At 41.2% G+C, this 18,059-nt stretch carries 16 protein-coding genes; 9 read left to right on the top strand and 7 right to left on the bottom strand.

Annotated features, from left to right (window positions below; translation table 11 throughout):
• Positions 1-123: 123 nt before the first annotated feature.
• A complete protein-coding gene (locus tag CXF95_RS12770) occupies positions 124-1,827 on the top strand; it encodes a Zn-dependent hydrolase (RefSeq protein ID WP_101199048.1) in 1,704 nt (567 codons plus the stop codon).
• 55 nt (positions 1,828-1,882) lie between these two features.
• On the opposite strand, the gene CXF95_RS12765 is transcribed toward CXF95_RS12770, so the two are convergent.
• From CXF95_RS12765 to folB, 4 genes are read right to left on the bottom strand one after another with little or no spacing between them, the layout of a single operon-like run.
• A complete protein-coding gene (locus CXF95_RS12765) occupies positions 1,883-2,260 on the bottom strand; it encodes a histidine triad nucleotide-binding protein (protein ID WP_101199047.1) in 378 nt (125 codons plus the stop codon).
• A gap of 13 nt (positions 2,261-2,273) precedes the next feature.
• The gene (locus CXF95_RS12760) at positions 2,274-3,074 is read right to left on the bottom strand and encodes an undecaprenyl-diphosphate phosphatase (RefSeq protein ID WP_101199046.1); all 801 of its coding nucleotides are present in this window, start codon (positions 3,072-3,074) and stop codon (positions 2,274-2,276) included.
• Positions 3,071-3,592 carry a 2-amino-4-hydroxy-6-hydroxymethyldihydropteridine diphosphokinase gene (gene folK / locus CXF95_RS12755; protein WP_101199045.1) on the bottom strand — a complete coding sequence of 174 codons (522 nt, stop codon included), beginning with the start codon at positions 3,590-3,592 and terminating at the stop codon, positions 3,071-3,073. Before folK ends, CXF95_RS12760 begins: the two co-directional genes overlap by 4 nt.
• Positions 3,589-3,948, bottom strand: coding sequence for a dihydroneopterin aldolase (folB, locus tag CXF95_RS12750; RefSeq protein WP_101199044.1), 360 nt, complete (start codon positions 3,946-3,948; stop codon positions 3,589-3,591). The genes folK and folB overlap by 4 nt, the downstream gene beginning before the upstream one ends.
• Positions 3,949-4,021: 73 nt before the next feature.
• Between folB and plsY the strand changes: the two genes are divergently transcribed.
• Positions 4,022-4,624, top strand: a complete 603-nt coding sequence (gene plsY, locus CXF95_RS12745) for a glycerol-3-phosphate 1-O-acyltransferase PlsY (protein ID WP_101199043.1) — start codon at positions 4,022-4,024, stop codon at positions 4,622-4,624.
• 4 nt (positions 4,625-4,628) lie between these two features.
• Here the strand turns inward: plsY and tsaD are convergent, their stop codons facing one another.
• A complete protein-coding gene (gene tsaD, locus CXF95_RS12740; protein ID WP_101199042.1) occupies positions 4,629-5,642 on the bottom strand; it encodes a tRNA (adenosine(37)-N6)-threonylcarbamoyltransferase complex transferase subunit TsaD in 1,014 nt (337 codons plus the stop codon).
• 219 nt (positions 5,643-5,861) lie between these two features.
• Here tsaD and rpsU point away from each other — a divergent pair, with 219 nt between their 5' ends.
• From rpsU to CXF95_RS12705, 7 genes are all read left to right on the top strand, one after another.
• Positions 5,862-6,077 carry a 30S ribosomal protein S21 gene (rpsU, locus tag CXF95_RS12735; RefSeq protein ID WP_006991319.1) on the top strand — a complete coding sequence of 72 codons (216 nt, stop codon included), beginning with the start codon at positions 5,862-5,864 and terminating at the stop codon, positions 6,075-6,077.
• A 92-nt stretch (positions 6,078-6,169) separates the two neighbouring features.
• Entirely contained in the window at positions 6,170-6,631 is a 462-nt protein-coding gene (locus tag CXF95_RS12730) for a GatB/YqeY domain-containing protein (protein WP_101199041.1), read from the top strand.
• 400 nt (positions 6,632-7,031) lie between these two features.
• The gene (gene dnaG / locus CXF95_RS12725; RefSeq protein WP_101199040.1) at positions 7,032-8,798 is read left to right on the top strand and encodes a DNA primase; all 1,767 of its coding nucleotides are present in this window, start codon (positions 7,032-7,034) and stop codon (positions 8,796-8,798) included.
• Between the two features lie 129 nt (positions 8,799-8,927).
• The gene (rpoD, locus tag CXF95_RS12720) at positions 8,928-10,802 is read left to right on the top strand and encodes an RNA polymerase sigma factor RpoD (RefSeq protein WP_255418921.1); all 1,875 of its coding nucleotides are present in this window, start codon (positions 8,928-8,930) and stop codon (positions 10,800-10,802) included.
• Between the two features lie 144 nt (positions 10,803-10,946).
• The gene (locus CXF95_RS12715; RefSeq protein ID WP_232787821.1) at positions 10,947-12,380 is read left to right on the top strand and encodes a COG3014 family protein; all 1,434 of its coding nucleotides are present in this window, start codon (positions 10,947-10,949) and stop codon (positions 12,378-12,380) included.
• A 185-nt stretch (positions 12,381-12,565) separates the two neighbouring features.
• Positions 12,566-13,168 carry a penicillin-binding protein activator LpoB gene (lpoB, locus tag CXF95_RS12710; RefSeq protein WP_101199038.1) on the top strand — a complete coding sequence of 201 codons (603 nt, stop codon included), beginning with the start codon at positions 12,566-12,568 and terminating at the stop codon, positions 13,166-13,168.
• A gap of 46 nt (positions 13,169-13,214) precedes the next feature.
• Positions 13,215-13,682 (top strand): glycine zipper 2TM domain-containing protein, encoded by a 468-nt coding sequence (locus CXF95_RS12705; protein ID WP_101199037.1) that lies wholly within the window; start codon positions 13,215-13,217, stop codon positions 13,680-13,682.
• Positions 13,683-13,837: 155 nt separating this feature from the next.
• Here the strand turns inward: CXF95_RS12705 and CXF95_RS12700 are convergent, their stop codons facing one another.
• The gene (locus CXF95_RS12700) at positions 13,838-16,948 is read right to left on the bottom strand and encodes an efflux RND transporter permease subunit (RefSeq protein WP_101199036.1); all 3,111 of its coding nucleotides are present in this window, start codon (positions 16,946-16,948) and stop codon (positions 13,838-13,840) included.
• Positions 16,949-16,951: 3 nt separating this feature from the next.
• Entirely contained in the window at positions 16,952-18,016 is a 1,065-nt protein-coding gene (locus CXF95_RS12695; protein ID WP_101199035.1) for an efflux RND transporter periplasmic adaptor subunit, read from the bottom strand.
• Between the last annotated feature and the right edge of the window lie 43 nt (positions 18,017-18,059).

Raw genomic sequence — 18,059 nt, 5'->3', positions numbered from 1 at the left:
ATAAATGCTAGCACACTTTTTTATGGTTTCTAGAGATGATAAACGCATTTCAAGCTAAAAATTTGTTATATTTCTATTGAATAAAGGTAAATAGCGCAATACCACAATAAAAAGGAAGACGTAATGAAAATTCTTTCAAAATCATACATCTCAGCAATTGCATTAGTTGTTTGTACGACTATGGTTTCATCTTGTAATAAGCCAGTAAATGAGAATACTCAGATACAGCAAGCCTCAGACATATCCATTGATAAAAAAGCAAAGTTATCTCTGATTGGGGTCGACGAAAACAGGCTCAATATTTATTTCCCTGTGACCTTGTCTGCAGACTTAAGTCATCTAAGTGCTAACCAGAAACAAATGTTAGCTGTTTTGATTGAAGCATCAGTCATTATGGACGACTTATTCTGGCAACAGGCATTTGACCAAGATAAGCAGACATTTTTATCTCAGATTGATGACTCCAAAGTGCAAAATTTCGTTGAAATTAACTATGGCCCCTGGGACAGATTGAACGGAGATCTGGCTTTTATTTCAGATACACATGAAAAAAAATTAGGCGCACAGTTTTATCCCACAGACATGACCAAGGAAGAATTTGAAACCAGTGACTTTGCAGACAAAGATGGTTTGTATTCTATGGTACGCAGAGATGAAAACGGGAAGTTAACGGCTATTCCATACTCTATTTACTTCGCAAAAGAATTAAAAAGCGCTTCACAACTGTTAACAAAGGCGGCCACTTTAGCAGAAGATAATAAATTTGCTGATTACCTAAGGTTACGGGCCGAAGCGTTGTTAACCGATAATTACCAAGCTTCTGATTATGCTTGGATGGATATGAAAACCAATCCTATCGAGTTGGTTTATGGTCCAATTGAAACCTATGAGGATCAGCTGTTTGGTTATCGAGCAGCATTTGAGTCTTATGTATTGTTGAAGGATTTAGCGTGGAGCGAACGACTCAGTAAATATGCCTCTTTCTTACCTGAGCTACAACAAGGCTTACCCGTTGAGGCTAAATATAAAGCCCAAATGCCCGGCGCAAATGCTGATTTAAATGCCTATGATGTGATTTATTACGCTGGTCATTCCAACGCTGGTAGTAAAACAATTGCCATCAATTTACCTAACGACGAAGAAGTACAACTTAAAAAAGGCACTCGCAGGTTACAACTCAAGAATGCTATGCAAGCTAAATTCGACAACATCTTGTTGCCTATTTCGAAGCAATTAATTGTGCCCCAGCAGCGTCAACACATTACCTTCAATGCTTTTTTCGCTAATACCATGTTTCATGAAGTCGCCCATGGACTGGGTATCAAAACAGTATTAGACAGTGATCAAACGGTCAGGCAGGCTTTAAAAGAATATGCATCAGCACTAGAAGAAGGTAAAGCTGATATTTTAGGGGTGTATATGGTTCAACAGTTATTAGCCAAAGGTGTAATTGATGAGGGTATGTTAGAAGACTATTATGTGACTTTTATGGCGGGTATCTTCCGTTCTGTGCGTTTTGGCGCATCCAGTGCCCATGGCAAAGCCAACATGATCAGATTTAACTTTTTTCAGGAATACCAAGCATTTAGTAGAAATGAAGACGGTTTGTATCAAGTCGATATGTTGAATATGGCTGAAGCTATTGATGCGCTGTCAAATAAGATACTGACACTACAAGGTGATGGGGATTATGACGGTGTTGCGAAGTTAGTGGTAGACAAGGGCATCATCAAAGCACAATTACAACAAGACCTCGATAAGTTAACGGCTGCTGATATTCCAGTAGATATAGATTTTAAACAAGGGATTAAGGTACTAGGACTTTAGTCACACACGATATCTGCTACGTATTGAGCTTATTAGCAGCTCAATACGTGATGTATCAAAGTGTTTTAAGCTTGTCTTGATAGGGCGGCCAACCCATAGCTTTACCTGCCAATACGTGTAAATGAAGGTGATACACAGTTTGCCCACCGTTTTCGTTACAGTTCATCACAGCTCTATAACCCTCTTGGGCAAAGCCATGTTTTTCAGCTAATTGTGCCGCCACCCAATACAAATGCCCAACTAACACTTTATCGTCTTCTTCAATATCATTAATAGTGGTGATCGGCTTTTTAGGGATCACCAAAAAGTGAATTGGAGCTTGGGGATTAATATCACTAAATGCCAAAGCTAATTCATCTTCATAAAGAATGTCAGCTGGAATTTCTTTATTAATAATTTTTGTAAAAATAGTTTCGCTAACGGTTTCGCTCATACCTTTTTCCTTATTAAATAAAGACGAATAATAATAGTGCTGTACCTAAAATCAACCTATAGATCACAAATGGCAACATACCAATTTTGGAAATCCACGCTAGAAATAAGTAAATACACGCATAGGCACTAACAAATGAGAATACAGCTCCAAACAACAAAGCGTGCCAATCCACTGCGTTGGGAGTTTCCAACAGGTCTAGAGTTGCCAGTAATCCTGCACCCAGTATTACTGGTATAGATAATAAAAATGAAAAACGCGCAGCACTTTCTCTATCTAAACCAATCATCAAGCCAGCTGTCATGGTGATACCCGATCGTGAAGTACCGGGGATAATTGCGATTGCTTGTGCAAGACCAATAAAAACTGCATTTTTCCAGGTGATTTGATGCACTGTTTTAACTTGGGTGGCCTTGCTATCCGCATACCAGAGTAATAAACCAAAACCGATGGTGGTAATAGCAATGACTAAGGCTGACCGAGCGTATATTTCTATCAGGTCTTTAAAAGCAAATCCAAACATTACTGCGGGAATAGTGCCAATAATAACCCACCAAGCCAAACGACTATCTTGGGTTTGACTTGCACTAAGGCCATGGCTAAACCAAGCGCCAGTTAAACGCCAGATATCTTCACGAAAGTAGATCATAACCGCTAGTAGGCTACCCACATGCACAGCTACGTCGTAAGCTAGACCTTGATCGTTCCAGCCCAATACCTCGGAAGGTAAAATCAAGTGAGCCGAGCTGGATATAGGTAAAAATTCAGTCAACCCTTGAATAATCGCCAAGATAATAATTTCAAATAATGTCATGTGACCGTTGGACTCCAGTTAAAATTAATCGCCCACAGTTTTTGTTGGCTTTTGTCATATGCTTGCCAAAGGTTAGCGTAGTTTTTATTGACTATTGGATGCACTTCATCAGCGGCAATCTCAGCTAAAGGTTTTAACACAAATGCATTATAAAGCACCTCTGGACGAGGCAATTCTATGGGCTGAGACGTCACCTGGTAATCGTATAGTAACAAATCTAAATCGAGAGTTCTGGGAGCAAACTTTTGCTCACCACGCTGACGCTTGTTGTCTTGTTCGATTCGTTTAAGAACCGAGCATACCTGTGCAATGGATAACGTAGTGCTGGTTTTAATCACTAAATTATAAAAATTATTGCCTTCAAATCCCACTGATTCACTTTCAAAAACAGAGGAAAGTGTCAACTCACCAAATGCATGATACATGCCCTGTAATCCAGCTTTAGTGTGTTTTTCTTTATCGACATTGCTACCAACACTGATATAGATAATATGTGATTGTTTGATGTCAAGACTCAAAAAGTTTGTTCCTTAGTAAATTCAACCGCAACATTTTTAGCATTCGCAAGAATATCAGGCTTACTCAACTTTAGGCGCACTGTTTTAAGCTTTGGAAAAGATTGCAGCAACCAGTCCACCATATGGCTTGCTAAGGCCTCAATCAGTTTAAATTGGCTTGTTGCAGCAAAGTCGCTAATGCCTTGAGCTATTTGGGCATAATTCAGCGTATTGTTTACATCATCTGTTTCAGCCGCCTCAGAAAGGTCGGCACTGAGTTCAACATCAACGATTAATCGTTGTTGATGTTCTCTCTCCCAGTCATAAACGCCAATCAACGCTAAGACCTCAAGTCCTTCAATATGAATTTTATTCATTGGTGATCCGCGCTGCATTTTATTGGTGTTTGGTATATTCTGCCAAATTGTAACTCATTCTTAAAACAAGTACATGACAGCACTAACAATATTAATTTTTGCTTCGGCCTATTTACTGGGTTCTATTTCCAGTGCCATTTTGGTGTGCCGATTATTTAGCTTAGGCGACCCCAGAGAACAGGGTTCTGGTAACCCAGGTGCCACTAATGTTTTGCGCATAGGCGGAAAACTTCCAGCGGCTTTAGTGTTAGTGTTTGATGTACTAAAAGGCACAGTGCCGGTTTGGGCTAGTTATTACTTAGGATTAGAGCCTATTAATTTGGCCTTTGTGGCTGTGATGGCATGTTTAGGCCATATGTACCCTTTGTTCTTCGGGTTTTCTGGAGGCAAAGCCGTAGCCACAGCATTTGGCGCAATTTTACCTCTGGGTTTAGACTTGGCAGCAATATTAATTGTTGTTTGGGGAATAATGGTTCGATTAACTGGCTATTCTTCTCTGGCTGCCATTGTATCTGTAAGCCTAGCGCCGTTATTTACCTGGTTGTTAAAACCAGAATACACCTTACCAGTCGGCATATTAAGCGTGTTAATTGTGCTGCGTCACAAAGATAATATGATTCGGCTGCTACGTGGACAAGAAAGTAAAATATCCAAGAAGAGTGATGTTAAAATATGAAGCGTTAAATCCGCGCTAACTCCTCCAACGACCAACGAGGTCTAGCCTTGGTAGACAAACCTTCAATTTCGCCAGCTTTTAGTCGTTGTAAACCCGCGTAGGCAATCATGGCACCGTTGTCGGTACAAAACTCCAGACGAGGGTAAAACACTTCACCTTTGATACTTTTCATCATAGTGGCAAGGTCTTCACGTAATTGTTTATTGGCGCTCACGCCACCTGCAATAACTAAACGTTTTAAATTAGTGTGTTTTAAAGCACGTTTGCATTTAATGGCTAAGGTATCGACTACTGCTTCTTGAAAGGCGTAAGCGATATTTGCCCGTGTTTGATCTGAACCATCGGAAGCTCGAATGGTATTCGCAGCGAAGGTTTTTAAGCCACTAAAACTGAAATCTAAGCCTGGTTTGAGGGTCATGGGCCGTGGAAATTTATAGTGACCTGCCTCACCTTTTTCGGCTAATTTAGCCAGTAAAGGCCCTCCGGGGTAATCTAAACCGAGTAACTTTGCCGTTTTGTCGAAGGCCTCACCAGCTGCATCGTCTACCGATTCACCCAAGACTTGGTATTGACCAATGCCTGCAACTTTCACCATCATCGAATGACCGCCTGAAACCAAAAGTGCCACAAAAGGAAATTCAGGTGCAGGCTCGTCTAACATAGGAGCAAGCAAGTGCCCTTCCATATGGTGCACACCAACAGCTGGTTTGTTCCACGCATAAGCCAAACTGCGCGCCACTGATGAGCCCACTAACAAAGCCCCAACCAAACCGGGGCCTTTGGTGAAAGCGATTCCATCTATATCTTTAGCGATACAATTCGCCTCTTGCAAAGATTTTTTAATTAAAGGAACCAACTTTCGAACATGATCTCTAGAAGCAAGTTCGGGAACAACACCACCATAATCAGCATGTAATTTCACTTGGCTATATAATTGGTGAGACAATAACCCTTGTTGGTCATCATAAATTGCCACACCTGTCTCATCACAAGAGGTCTCAATACCTAATACACGCATATTTAATTTCTAACAAAAATACTTTAAACTAACGGTATTCTACTGATTAGCAGTCAAACCTCCAATTTAATATGACATTTGTTGGAATTAATCTGGTATTTAGGCTATCAAGACTTTACATCCTTTGAGGATATGATTAGAATTCCGCACCATTTTTAACCGAGCTGGCTATTCATTGTACCGGCACGATATAGTTTTTATTTTTGAGGTAAGAGTTTAATGCCAATCGTTAAAGTAAGAGAAAACGAACCTTTTGATGTTGCATTGCGTCGTTTTAAACGTTCATGTGAAAAAGCAGGTGTACTTTCTGAAGTTCGTCGTCGCGAATTTTTTGAAAAACCTACTTGGGAACGTAAGCGTAAGAAAGCTGCCGCTAAGAAACGTCTTTTAAAGAAGTTGTCTCGCGAAAACGCTCGTCGCATCAGATTATACTAAATCTCTTCTGAAGCGCGTTGTTTGTAGTTAAGAACCACGCGCTTTAAGTCGTTTTATCACACATCCTTTTTCCGTTTTTACCGAGTCATTCCATGTCCTTATTAGATGATTTAAAAAATGCACAAAAAGATGCTATGCGTGCAAAAGACAAAATACGTCTTGGTACTATTCGCATGGCTTTATCTGCCGTAAAGCAACATGAAATCGATGGGCGTATTGATCCCGATTATATTGCTTTGAATGACGATGGTGTGCTTGCGATATTAATCAAGATGGTAAAGCAACGAAAAGATGCAGCAAGTCAATATGAGACTGCGGGTCGTCAAGATTTACTTGATATCGAACTAGCAGAAATCGTTATTTTAAACGATTTCATGCCCAAAGCTCTTAGCGAAGAAGAACTTGATGTTTTGATTGTGCAAGCGATGGCGGAATCAGGTGCGTTGAGTATGCAGGATATGGGTAAAGTCATGTCTTGGCTGAAACCTAAAATCCAGGGCCGTGCTGATATGGGGCAATTAAGTGGCAAAATAAAAGCCAAACTTAATTCATAGTAAACCCCACGTATAGTTCAATATTTTACAAACCGCACTTCGATGCGGTTTGTTTGTTTTAGTCGATGTATAAAACTTAAATGTGCCAAATTTTATGGCACTATACCCATACTCCCTCAAGATGCGCGTTTCAGAACGACTGGGGCGCTCCAATTCAAGGCGTGTCAATGACTGAATGTCGACCACCTTCTGAATTGGCGCAACGAAGAAGTGGGGTGCCCCAGTCGTTCCCTTTAGGGCGGGTTTTAAAGCGATGTATGCTGCGTTAGCTATTTTTGACTTAGATTACTAAGCCAGCAAATATCCGCCTTGCCTAAATCGCTTTAAACTCCCGCTGAATCCGTCATCTTGAGGCGGCATGGGTATAAATTCAGCCGTTTTTGTTAATTGAGAAGGTATAATGTCTGGTCGTATCCCCCGCGAGTTTATTGATGACATTATTGCTCGTACAGACATAGTTGAATTAATTGACAGTCGTGTACGCCTTAAAAAAGCGGGTCGAAATCATCAAGCTTGCTGTCCTTTTCACGACGAAAAAAGCCCCTCATTCACTGTCAGTCAAGACAAACAGTTTTATCACTGCTTTGGTTGTGGTGCTCATGGCAACGTCATTTCATTTTTAATGGAATTTGACCGCCTAGAGTTTCCAGAAGCCATTGAAGAACTGGCGCAATATCATAGTATCGAGGTGCCACGAGAAAAAGGCGGTGCCCCTCCCCCATCGGCTGAACAAAAACAACAAAAACAAAGCGATTACGATTTAATGGAAAAAGTAGCTAAATACTTTGCCCAACAACTCAGAGTGCATCCCGACAAAGATAAAGCGGTCAATTACTTAAAAAATCGTGGCCTCAGTGGCGAAATAGTAAAAGCCTTTGATATGGGGTATGCCCCTCCAGAATGGGATTCAGTGCTTAAAACTTTCGGCCTAAGCCCGGTGTATCAGGAACAATTGCTTGATTTAAAACTCATCACCGAAAATGACAACAGAAGACGCTTTGACTTTTTCCGCGACCGTATTATGTTTCCAATCCGTGACAAACGTGGACGTGTTATTGGTTTTGGTGGCAGGGTATTGGACGATGGTGGTCCAAAATATCTGAATTCGCCCGAAACCCGTATATTTCATAAAGGTCATGAACTATACGGCTTCTATCAGGCCAAACAAGCCCATAGAAATTTAGCCCGAGTAATGATTGTCGAGGGTTATATGGACGTTGTAGCACTAGGGCAATTTGGTATCGATTATGCCGTTGCATCTCTAGGCACCGCCACCACACCAGAGCATATTCAAATGTTATTCCGTGCTACCAGTGAAGTGGTGTGTTGTTACGATGGTGACCGTGCCGGCAGAGAAGCGGCTTGGCGTGCCTTAGAAAATGCTCTCCCTTATCTAAAAGATGGGGTAGAAATGAAGTTTTTGTTTTTACCCGATGGCGAAGATCCCGATACATTAGTGCGTAAAATTGGCAAAGATACCTTTGAAGAAAATCTAAAGAATGATGCTGTGCCCTTGTCTAAGTTCTTTTTTGATAACTTATTACAACGTCATCACGTTAGCAGCAATGAGGGTAAAGCCGCTTTAAAAACCGAAGCCATACCGCTCATTCAACAAATAGTCGGCGATAATATTCGGGAAATTCTATTATCTGATCTTAGTAATTATATGGGTGACCAAAACAAACATAAATACGAACGTGATGTCGCGCAGGCAAATCTGAGAAAAACGCCTAAAAAATTAGACTTCAACACGCCGAATAAGAGCACAATATCGCCGATACGTATGATGATTAGATTGCTATTAGATGATCCAAGTTTAGCGACAAAATGTCAGGCCGCTGATCCAACACCCCTTGTGTCAGTAGATATACCAGGTATAACAATGTTAATAGAGCTTTATCAGTTTTGTTTAAGCAAACCTCTGGCAAATACGGCGCAAGTCTTAGAGCATTTTCGCCATCACCCACAAAGTGCTCAATTAGCAAAATTAATGATGTGGGAATATGCTGAGCAAAACCAAGCAGCTGTGTTTGAGGATAGTTTTTCCAAGCTTTTAGATTGGCATTTACAGAGCCGTATGGATGAATTGTTTTCTAAGTCTAGGGTGAGCAAATTAACCGATGCAGAAAAACAAGAGCTTAATCTTCTTGTAAAAGAACAAAGGTAACCTTGTAAAAGAACAAAAATGACCCAAGATCTAGCCCAATGCCTAGTGAATATGCTATACTGGCTAATTCGCTAACACCGCAGTAAATACACATTACTTACTGGGTTTATTAAGCAAGTTACAGCGTAAATCCTCTCTGACGGGGGGGTTGATGAATATTCAACTAATTCGAGAAGCGTAAGTTATATGGTGCAAAGCAAGCAGTCGCAGATAAAACTCCTCATTGCTAAAGGTAAAGAACAGGGCTATTTGACTTTCGCGGAAGTTAACGACCACCTTCCTCAAGATATTGTCGATTCAGATCAGATGGAAGACATCATCCGTATGATCAACGACATGGGCATCAAGGTATTTGAAAGGGCTCCTGATAAAGATGAGCTTTTGATGCAAGAAAGCGATACTGATGATGAAGCAGCTGAAGCCGCCGCCGCAGCTCTTGCTACTGTTGAAAGTGAGATAGGTCGCACAACAGATCCAGTACGTATGTATATGCGTGAAATGGGCACAGTTGAACTGCTAACTCGTGAGGGCGAAATTGTTATCGCCAAACGTATCGAAGAAGGTATTAATCAGGTTCAGTGCTCTGTTGCTGAATATCCTGAAGCCATCACCCATTTGCTTGACCAATGGGACATGTTCGAAGCAGAAGAAATTCGCCTTAGCGATATCATTATCGGTTTTGTTGATCCAAACGAACAAGACGTTGCGCCTACTGCCACCCATGTTGGTTCTGAATTATCTAAAGAAGAATTAAAGGATGCAGACGATGACGAGGAAGAAGAAGAAGACACAGGCCCAGATCCTGAGTTAGCACGTGAAAAATTCACTGCACTTCGTCATCAATACGAAAAAGCCCGTGATGTTATCGATGCAAAAGGCCGTTCTCATAAAGAAGCCCGCGTTCAAATTAATGCACTAAGCGAAGTCTTCAAAGAATTTAGACTAACGCCTAAGCAGTTTGACCGAATGGTTAAAAACATGCGCAGTATGATGGACAGAATTCGTGTGCAAGAGCGCATAGTAATGAAACACTGCGTGATCACAGCAAAAATGCCGAAAAAAGACTTTATTAAAGCCTTTGCAGGCAACGAAACATCTACCGTTTGGTTATTCAAAATACTCGATTCTACATTACCTTATGCAGAGGAAATGAGAGAACACCAAGAAGAACTTGAACGCGCCATTAGCAAAATGAATACGGTAGAAGACGAAACCGGATTGATTATTGCCGATATCAAAGATATCAATCGCCGTATGTCCATTGGTGAAGCCAAAGCGCGCCGTGCCAAGAAAGAAATGGTTGAAGCCAACTTACGTTTGGTTATCTCTATTGCGAAAAAATACACTAACCGTGGTTTGCAGTTCTTGGATCTTATCCAAGAAGGTAATATTGGTTTGATGAAAGCGGTAGATAAATTTGAATACCGTCGTGGTTATAAGTTCTCAACTTATGCCACTTGGTGGATACGTCAGGCGATCACTCGCTCGATTGCTGACCAAGCACGTACGATCCGTATTCCTGTTCATATGATTGAAACGATCAATAAACTGAATCGTATCTCACGTCAAATGCTTCAAGAAATGGGCCGCGAACCCACACCTGAAGAATTGTCAGAACGCATGTTAATGCCTGAAGACAAAGTCCGTAAGGTATTGAAAATAGCTAAAGAGCCTATTTCAATGGAAACCCCTATCGGTGATGACGAAGATTCACACTTAGGTGATTTCATTGAAGATAGCACTATAGTGCAGCCTTTGGACTCAGCTACAGGTGGTAGCTTAAAAGATGCCACTCAAGAAGTGTTAGCTGGCTTAACAGCTCGTGAAGCAAAAGTACTTAGAATGCGCTTTGGTATTGATATGAACACCGATCATACCCTTGAAGAAGTAGGTAAACAGTTTGATGTAACCCGTGAACGTATTCGTCAAATCGAAGCGAAAGCATTACGTAAGCTGCGTCACCCGAGCCGTTCTGAACAATTGAAAAGTTTCTTAGACGATTAATCAAAAGCACAATGATTAAAAGCCCTGATAATGTATATTGTCGGGGCTTTTTTATTTAAGTAACTAGGTTCTGACTACGAATTATTTGGCTACTTTACTGTCTCAATCTGGTGTGTTGTCACCTATTATAAGATTACTGTTTGCATGGGTTTATCATTTTTCACATTATTACATCCGAATTCTTTATTAAAACATGTAATCGTACTCAGCTTAATATTGAGTTTTTCTGCGTGCAGCAGCTTAGGTTTTAAAGACTTATTTTCAGATTATGCGGAACAGCTTAAAAACGTAAGATCTGCACAGTTAAAAGGGGATTTTAAAACCGCTGCCGCATTGATTGTTGAACCAAAAGCCAATCAAAATAATTACACATTAAACTTACTTGAAAAAGCCCGTTTACATTATTTAGCGAATGATTGGACCCAAAGCCGCAAAGACTTTGCCTTAGTATCTGAGGTGTTAGATGAAGACGCTGCTAAAGCAAAACTTAGGCTGAGTCGTGGAGTCGCCAATGTGGCATCTTTAGTGAGTAGTGACAATGTCATTGCCTACCAAGTTGCACCTTATGAACAAACAATGTTACACAGCTACCAAGCCTTAAATTACTTGTTTTTAGGTCAGCTTGAAGGTGCTTTAGTTGAAGTGCGCCGCGCAAATTTAGTTCAAGAAAATGCCTTAAGAGCACATCAGCAAGATCTAGATACAGGCGATTCAAACGTTGATAGACAGTCTTTGGAGCGAGCGTATCCGTCTATGTCAGCCACGATAGGTGATATTAAAAACGGTTTTCAAAATGCTTATACTTTTTACTTGTCAGGGTTACTTTATGAGGCCGCCTTGCAGACTAATGATGCCTATATTGATTACAAACGTGCTTTAGAAATCTATCCAAACAATCATTACTTACAACAAGATGTTCTACGCCTGGCTACCAGACTGGGTATGACGGATGACCTTGCATTATTTACTGCAAAATACGGTGCTTACCAAGCCCCTAAAATTGCTGACAGTGGCGAGTTGCTTGTTTTACTCGAAAACGGCGCAATTAATCCCAAACAAGAAGTGTCCATTAATCTGCCCATATTTAGTGGTGTTAATCAGCCGCGATTTTTTAGTTTTGCCTTACCTGTTTATAATGGAACACTTGCAAAGTATCCAGCCTTAACAATCAACCTAGCTGGACACACCTATGCATCTGAACAGATTGTCAGATTACAATCTCTCGCATCTAAACAATTACAAGAACAAATGCCTAGCTTAGTAACACGCCAAGCCTTAAGACTTGTAGCCAAAGAAAAGCTGCGCAGTACCATGAGTCAGCAAGGGGGCGAAATTGGCAATATTCTGGCCGCTTTATACAACGTGGCCTCAGAACAGGCCGATACCCGTAGTTGGTTAACCCTACCTGATGAAGTACAAATATTACGGCTCTCCTTAGCACCAGGAAAACAAACAATAGAGCTTAACCTTGGTGGTAAAACTGAATTAATTGAAGTAAATATCCAACCTAAGCGCATTAGTTTGTTAAATGTAACAACTATTGGAAACTTTCAAAGTCATAAGCTGACTCAACTATGAAAACACTTGACCTAAAACATAATGACTTCCAGAAAAACAGCTTAAAATAATAATGAGAATTGATTGTGCCCCCATTGATATCAACCCCTGCAGTGCCCACATCTGGATCACGCAGGGTTAACAACAGCTCCCTTGTTTTACAATAAACAAAGAGCCCAACAGAATATGAAAAGAAAGGATAAGTTATGAAAAAATTACTTTTAGTCAGTGCCATGGGCCTGTCAATAAGTTTACTGGCTGGTTGTGCCAATAAGTCGGTGGTCAGTTATGGTGATGCTAACGCAATTGAAACCACAGATATCAATTTTGGCTCCACAGATTTACAGAAAATCACTAATCAGATGACAGAGTCTCTTATTCAGTCGCCTGTAGTGGGTACCATGACAGCCAATAAACGCCCCATTGTATTTGTTGATACTGTAAAAAACAAAACCAGTGAACATATTGATACTGAGTCACTCACGGATTCAATCTCAACCCAATTGTTACGCTCAGGCAAGTTTCGTTTTGTCGACATGACTAAAGTCAGTGCAGTGCGTGAGCAACTGAACTATCAAAATGAAGGTGATTTAGTCAACCCAAACAAAGCGGTTCAATTTGGTAAACAAGTGGGCGCTGAGTATATGTTGTATGGAAATTTAGCCAGTATAGTCAAAACTAATTCAGATAATTCAGATGTCTATTACAAATTCACTATGCGCTTAATGGACTTAGAAAGTGGTTTGGTTGAATGGGCGGATGAAACTGAAATACGTAAAACCAGTAGCAAAAAACTATTAGGCTGGTAAATTCAATTTTTATCAGAAACCTTATACCAACAATGAGGATAGAATCATGAAAGCACTGTTAGTTTGTCTCATACTATTGGCAGGGTATACGCCGCTAGCCGCAGCTGAATATGATCGCAACCAAGCAGTGCCGGTTGATAAAGTATTGTTTGGTCATGTCACCTCTGTTCGCCAAATTACAGAAACTGAATTGACCCAAGATCGCAATCAAGGCTGGAAGGTGTTTGGCGGAGCGCTAATTGGTGGCAGCATAGGAAATCAATTTGGTAGTGGAAGCGGCAGAGCACTCAGTACTATATTAGGTGCCATGTTGGGCAGTTCCATAGCTAATGACAGCCATGCACGTGTCAAACAAGTGACAATTCAGTTAGTTGAATTGATGATCAGTATCGATAATGACGGTGAGTACATGGTGGTACAAGATTTTGATCCATCTATGCGGTTCCACGCACAAGACAAAATCCGTATGATTTATTTAGCTAATGGCTCAGTACGCATAGATAAACAATATTAATGACTGATGGTGAGTCCTAGTTTACACAATCTGTTATCACTGATTAATATCATCGTGAACCTTATATGCAAACTGCGTCACCTTAACGGCCCTGAGCAACTGAAAAGTTTCTTAGACCAATAACCCAACGCATAACAAGCATCAAACTAAAGTTGTTAATTTTCATCACCTTTACGATATGGCATGCTAATTTCTAAGTCTGCTATTTGCTTAGCCCGCGCATTAGGGGAACCAGTATGCCTAGCAAGCAGATAATAGGCAGTAGGCACAATATACAGGGTTAGGAAGGCCGAAACTGTCACACCTGAGAATATCACCATACCAATGACGGTTCTACTTTCAGCCCCAGCACCTGTGGCTAAAACCAGTGGTAGTGAGCTAAAAATAGTAGTAAAGCCTGTCATCACTATGGGTCGCAACCTTTGAGTAGCCGCTTTACGTAAGGCCTCTTCAAACTCTACCCCCGCATCCCGTAATTGATTGGCAAACTCAACAATTAAGATACCATTCTTAGCGGCTAAGCCGATTAACATCACCAAACCAATCTGACTGTATATATTTAAAGTCATACCAGAAAAGTATAAACCAATAAACGCCCCAACTAGCGCCAAAGGCACGGTTAACATGATCACCAAAGGATGGATCCAATTTTCAAATTGAGCCGCTAAGACCAAATACGTGATAGCTAAGGCTAAGGCAAAAATAAATAAGATCGAGCCGCCTGACTCCTGATACTGTTGAGACTCGCCTTTATAATCAATAGCGACCTCGTCAGGTAGTTCGGTATCCACAATGTTACGTAAATATTCTAATGCTTCACCTACCGTATAGCCGTCGGCTAGGTTGGCACTAATAGTGATACTACGCATTCTATTGTATCGATTGAGCCTCGATGAGGTGGCGTTTTCACTCACAGTTAATAAGTTATCTAAGGGGATCAATTGCTCAGACTGAGATGAACGAACATAAATATTCTCAATGCTCGAAGGACTACGATAATCCTCTTCCCAGCCTTCCATGATCACATCGTATTCTTGGCCTTTATCAAGAAAAGTGGATACGCGCCTTTGCCCTAACATAGTCTCAAGAGTTCGTCCTATATCGCTAATAGAGACACCTAAGTCTGCGGCTCGGTTTTTATCGATATTCACCAATAATTGTGGCCACGTTTCTTTATAGTCAGAGTCTATTCGCACTAAATTAGGGTTTTCTCTAGCCTTAGTTAATACAATGTCTCGCCATTCTACTAGCTCTTCATAGGTATTACCTTGCAATACAAATTGTACCGGCCGGCCGAGCCCACGCCCCCCGATCCCACTGCGCATAACTGCAAAAGCGGTAACGTCAGGGATAGTGACTAATTTACCGCTGATTTCATCCATCAAATCAAAGGTCGAGCCCTTTTTCTCTGGGCCAATAGCGGTGCCTACTATCGCAATACCGGCAGTGCCTCCAAAACCAGGAGTACGCACGATAATACGCTCAGCCTCACCCGTTTCTGTATAGGGCAGCAATATACTCTCAATCTTTTTTAAATTAGCGGCATTGCTCTCAAAACTTGAACCCTCTGCACTTTGCATAAGTATAAAAAAGTTGCCTCTGTCTTCTTTAGGCACAAATTCGCTTGGTAATATTTGCACCAACTTAAACAACGCGACTATGCTACCAATCACCAGCAAGCTCATTAACCACGGTTGATGGATAGTGGTGCCTAGACCGTTGAAATATCCTCTTTCAATCTTACTAAACTTAGTATCCACCCAATGGGCAAATCCTGAAGGGTGACTGCGTTTTTTCAATAGTTTGGAGCACATCATCGGTGACAGCGTTAAGGCAGTAATACTAGAAAAAGCCACGGCTGCCGCTATTGCTAAAGCAAACTCAGTAAACAATCTGCCAATATTTCCTTCCAAGAAAACCAAGGGGACAAATACTGAGATTAAAACTAAAGTGGTGGCGATGACCGCAAAACCCACTTCTCGAGCTCCTCGATAGGCCGCCAAAATAGGAGGTTCACCCATTTCTATGCGCCGAGAAATATTTTCTAATACCACTATGGCATCGTCTACCACTAACCCTATCGCTAACACCATAGCTAACAAGGTTAATAAGTTAATGGAAAAGCCTAAGGCATACATAACTATAAATGCAGAAACTAGAGACACAGGCACAGTGACTGCGGGGATCAGCGTTGCCCGAATATTGCCTAAAAACACATAAATAACCAGCACTACCATCAAGATAGCGATCGCCAAGGTTTCATATACTTCGTTAATAGACGCTTCGATAAACACCGAGGAATCATAACTTGGAACGATAAAAATATTATCTGGCAGAGTCTGTTCGATAAGTTGGATCGCGGCTTTTGCAGCCCTAGCCACTTCGAGTGTATTGGCTTTTGATTGTTTGACAATGCCTAGACCAATCATGTTTACGCCGCCACCACGAAACTCTGTTTCGTCATCTTCGGCGCCTAATTCGACTCGTGCGACTTCTTTTAATTTAACTAAGTAACCATCGGCACTGGCCTTAATGGTTAGGTTAGAAAAATCTTCCGGACTGAGAAAACTTCTGGCCACTCTGACTTCAAAATCCCGATCGATAGACTCCACTTCACCGGCGGGTAATTCGACATTCTCAGAGCGTATAACGTTCTCGATATCCGTCACGGTAATATCTCTGGCAGCCATGGCATTTCTATCCAGCCACACCTTCATAGCGTATCTGCGCCCACCCCCTAATTGAACCCGTGCCACGCCTTCTGCAACAGATAAACGGTCAACCACAAATCTGTCCGCATAATCTGTTAATTCCATCACCGATAGGTTGTCGCTGCGCAGGTTGTACCAAACGATAACGTCTTCGTCTGAGTTTGACTTAGACACCTCAGGTGGCTCAGCTTGATCGGGCAGATTGTTCAGTACTCGGCTAACCCTCTCTCGCACATCATTCGATGCGGCATCAATATCTCTAGATAAGTCAAACTCAATACTGATAGATGAGCGGCCATTACGACTACTGGATTCAATATTTTTAATGCCTTCGATGCCACTAATACGCTCTTCAATTAATTGGGTGATACGCGTTTCTACAATCGAGGCCGAAGCACCAGGGTAATTCGTGTTGATTGACACTATAGGAGGGTCAATATCAGGATATTCGCGCAAAGATAATAAACTAATGGAAACGACACCAAAAACCACAAGTAACAAATTAACAACTGAGGCAAAAACCGGGCGCTTAACCGATACATCTGAAAGAAACATGGCTTACTCCTTTATCTCATCAGCATTAAGAACTTTGACTTTTGAGCCATCTCTTAACTTTAATGCTCCTTCAATAACAACCAGCTCACCTTCTTTTAAACCCGAAACAATTTGCACTTTTCCGGGTTTGCGCAGGCCTATGTTCACTTGCTTTCTTGTTACTGTTGCATCGTTAACTACAAACACAAAATGTTTATCTTCTACTGGTACTAAGCTAGCTTCTGGAAGGGTTAAGGTAGTCAGCATTTTCTTCTGTAAGTTAATCTGTAACAACATACCCGGACGTAATTTAAAATCTTGGTTGTTGATATTGGCTCGAATTTGGATCGCCCGAGTAGCAGGGTCAACCCTTGAGCCTATGCTGACTATCTTGCCTTCGAATATTTCATCTGGATAGGCAATGGAAGTAGCACGGATATTTTGACCGATGGCCACACTGGGTAGGTGAACCTCGGCAATATTAAAATCGACTTTGATAATGGATAAATCATCTAAAGTAGTAATGGCATCACCGGGTCTAACTAAGGCCCCAACACTCACTTGACGCAGTCCCAATAAACCATCAAAAGGTGCCCTCACTTCCAATGCTCGCATCTGAGTTTTTAATACATTCATTTCTGCTATCAGGGCATTCACTTCGGCTTGTTGTTCATCTAATAGTTGTTCCGACGCGACATTGTTTTTAGCTAAGTTGGAGATCCGCTTCAATTGACGGTTTGCTTCCTGTAAATCAACATCTAAGGCGGCTAATCGGGCTTTTTCTTCTAAATCGATTAAGGTCAGTAATACCTGACCGGCTTTGACCCTATCACCATCGTCGAAATTAATTTTCTGAACAATATCAGAAGTTTGTGTTGTTATCAGTACAGACTCATTTGCCCTACCGGTACCTAAAGCTTCAACAATTACCTCAAACTCTTCTTCAATTGTGCGATGCACTTTGACTAAAGTTGTATTGGCCTGTTTAACTTGCTGAGACACATCCTGTGGCAGATACAAATACACCACTAACCCTAAACACAACACCACAGCAATTAGCAGAGGAGAAACTTTTAACCCTTTAGACATTAGATAACCTATATAAACGTAGAGCCGAACAAGACCTTTGACG

It is taken from the genome of Paraglaciecola sp. MB-3u-78 (assembly GCF_002835935.1).
GTDB lineage: Bacteria > Pseudomonadota > Gammaproteobacteria > Enterobacterales > Alteromonadaceae > Paraglaciecola.
Note: the sequence above shows the minus strand (reverse complement) of the source record. Positions and strands in the feature narration are given on the sequence as shown.

Bases quoted from the DNA above. Each gene is read 5' to 3' on its own strand.
- CXF95_RS12770 (WP_101199048.1), top strand. From the start codon at position 124: ATGAAAATTCTTTCAAAATCATACATCTCAGCAATTGCATTAGTTGTT.
- CXF95_RS12765 (WP_101199047.1), bottom strand. From the start codon at position 2,260: ATGAGCGAAACCGTTAGCGAAACTATTTTTACAAAAATTATTAATAAA.
- CXF95_RS12760 (WP_101199046.1), bottom strand. From the start codon at position 3,074: ATGACATTATTTGAAATTATTATCTTGGCGATTATTCAAGGGTTGACT.
- folB (WP_101199044.1), bottom strand. From the start codon at position 3,948: ATGAATAAAATTCATATTGAAGGACTTGAGGTCTTAGCGTTGATTGGC.
- plsY (WP_101199043.1), top strand. From the start codon at position 4,022: ATGACAGCACTAACAATATTAATTTTTGCTTCGGCCTATTTACTGGGT.
- tsaD (WP_101199042.1), bottom strand. From the start codon at position 5,642: ATGCGTGTATTAGGTATTGAGACCTCTTGTGATGAGACAGGTGTGGCA.
- rpsU (WP_006991319.1), top strand. From the start codon at position 5,862: ATGCCAATCGTTAAAGTAAGAGAAAACGAACCTTTTGATGTTGCATTG.
- CXF95_RS12730 (WP_101199041.1), top strand. From the start codon at position 6,170: ATGTCCTTATTAGATGATTTAAAAAATGCACAAAAAGATGCTATGCGT.
- dnaG (WP_101199040.1), top strand. From the start codon at position 7,032: ATGTCTGGTCGTATCCCCCGCGAGTTTATTGATGACATTATTGCTCGT.
- CXF95_RS12715 (WP_232787821.1), top strand. From the start codon at position 10,947: ATGGGTTTATCATTTTTCACATTATTACATCCGAATTCTTTATTAAAA.
- lpoB (WP_101199038.1), top strand. From the start codon at position 12,566: ATGAAAAAATTACTTTTAGTCAGTGCCATGGGCCTGTCAATAAGTTTA.
- CXF95_RS12705 (WP_101199037.1), top strand. From the start codon at position 13,215: ATGAAAGCACTGTTAGTTTGTCTCATACTATTGGCAGGGTATACGCCG.
- CXF95_RS12700 (WP_101199036.1), bottom strand. From the start codon at position 16,948: ATGTTTCTTTCAGATGTATCGGTTAAGCGCCCGGTTTTTGCCTCAGTT.
- CXF95_RS12695 (WP_101199035.1), bottom strand. From the start codon at position 18,016: ATGTCTAAAGGGTTAAAAGTTTCTCCTCTGCTAATTGCTGTGGTGTTG.